This is a genomic window from Oleiphilus sp. HI0067 (assembly GCF_001635735.1).
Genome location: NZ_LWFI01001568.1, coordinates 1 through 1,824 on the forward strand (window position 1 = coordinate 1; position 1,824 = coordinate 1,824).

A 1,824-nucleotide genomic window follows, 5' to 3' on the forward strand; every position below is an offset into this window, starting at 1 on the left:
CATAGCCATCTTCAATTTTTGAGGTCTGCCCTAACAGAGAATTTCGGAGCATAGAGTAGCCTGGCGCAATATACCCATCGACCTGCTTCCCATCACAGTTCACAACATCAACAGTTAAAGCACNTCCGGCATCGACAACCACGACGCCCTTATAGTCCGATAAGCACNTTGAGTAAGCCGCAAGCATCGCAAGACATCGATCGACACCTTGATGCTCTGGAATTTTATAGCCAAATTCGACTTCACCCATACGCTTTACGGAGCGAGCTATATATATAGAAGACACATTAAAACGGCACTTTAATGAATTAATGAGATCTTCGAGCGATCGATTACCGGCAACCGAAGTTACCTGAACCGAGAGATCCTCATCATTTGGCAACTGTTGGCATAGCACATCTAACAGATCCTCTTGCAACTCTGCGCCGCGACCAAATACCCTATCACCATCAAACACTCGCCATTTAGCTCTAGTATTCCCAACGTCTAATTGCAGAATCATATTGGACGCACACTCACTTCACCTGAATGAAACACCTTCACTCCATCATCTACCTTTAACTGCAATCCGCCCTGCAAATCAACACCTAAAGCAACGCCCTCTACATCAGGCCCAATCACTTTCACTGAACGATTTTTTAGCGCATCAAACTTTCCATACTCATCGACATATGCCTCAAACCCTTTTTCTCTAAAAATCGACATATTATTCAGCAGGCTCTCCAATAACCGACCCGCCAATTCATTTCTTTCAACGTCTACATGCTGAGCGATCGCAGTCCAAGGCTGATCAATTTGACTTGCCTGACGTTCACTCATGCTCACATTCATTCCTATACCAATGGTTACCAGCCAGCTACCGGTAGCCTCGCCGGATAGCTCAATCAATATTCCTGCCGCTTTCTTGTCACTAATCCAAATATCATTCGGCCATTTCAAACCAACATCAGTGACATTCAATCCTTTCAACACTTGCGCCAATGCAATCCCAACAACAATACTCAGACCTTGAAGCGCCGCAGGCCCTTTAAACCATTCGAAGCACACGCTGAAATATAGATTCTGTCCAAAAGGACTCACCCAATCTCGGCCACGTCGGCCACGCCCAGCACTCTGCTGCTCAGAAAATAAAACACGATAAGGAAGATTGGCCGAAATCGAATGGACGTCAGTATTAGTGGAGGCACAGGTATCCACGACTTCAATCTGAGCGTCTGCATGATGACTATCAGACACAAAATTTAAGATCTTACTTTTATCCAGCAAATCTATCGGCGAAAGAAGACGGTACCCCTTGCCACGATGACTTTCATAATCAAGGCCCAGACCCTCAAGCCCCTCAAGAGCCTTCCAAATTGCCGTACGACTGACACCAAAACGCTCACCTAACTCTGAACCAGAGTGAAACTCACCATCTGCAAGCACTGAAATTAAATTTGAAAGGTGCATTAGATATCTCATCAAGGAATAAGGATGAGAATTATAACGAGGAAAATTTTAGCGGTGCAATGTAAGTCAGACGTTAATCTAACGGAGTCATTGTGATATCACTCGTGATATCAACATTCTGCAATTTTAAACCATGCAATAAGGTAGCTGACTGCCCAGATGAATGAACTAGATCAACAGACCCGAAATCCAACTCTTTAAGTTGGGTTCGGGTACGTAAAGCAAGACCAACAGGCAAACTATCCCAATCCTCTGGTGTCAAATCTGCCGGTGCAACATATCGGTACGTCCCATCGGGATTCATCACCTTTACATCACCTTTATTACCTACAACACCATTGCTGTCAGCACCATCTGACTTTTTACGCACATACG

General features: G+C 44.7%; 3 protein-coding genes. All 3 read right to left on the reverse strand.

Annotated features, from left to right (window positions below):
• On the reverse strand, positions 1-502 hold a 502-nt coding region (locus tag A3739_RS25575; protein ID WP_156502837.1), incomplete at its 3' end, for a type III pantothenate kinase.
• Positions 499-1,449, reverse strand: coding sequence for a biotin--[acetyl-CoA-carboxylase] ligase (locus A3739_RS25580; protein WP_197468885.1), 951 nt, complete (start codon positions 1,447-1,449; stop codon positions 499-501). The genes A3739_RS25575 and A3739_RS25580, both read right to left, overlap by 4 nt.
• A 73-nt stretch (positions 1,450-1,522) precedes the next feature.
• On the reverse strand, positions 1,523-1,824 hold a 302-nt coding region (locus tag A3739_RS30415), incomplete at its 5' end, for a hypothetical protein (RefSeq protein WP_197472574.1).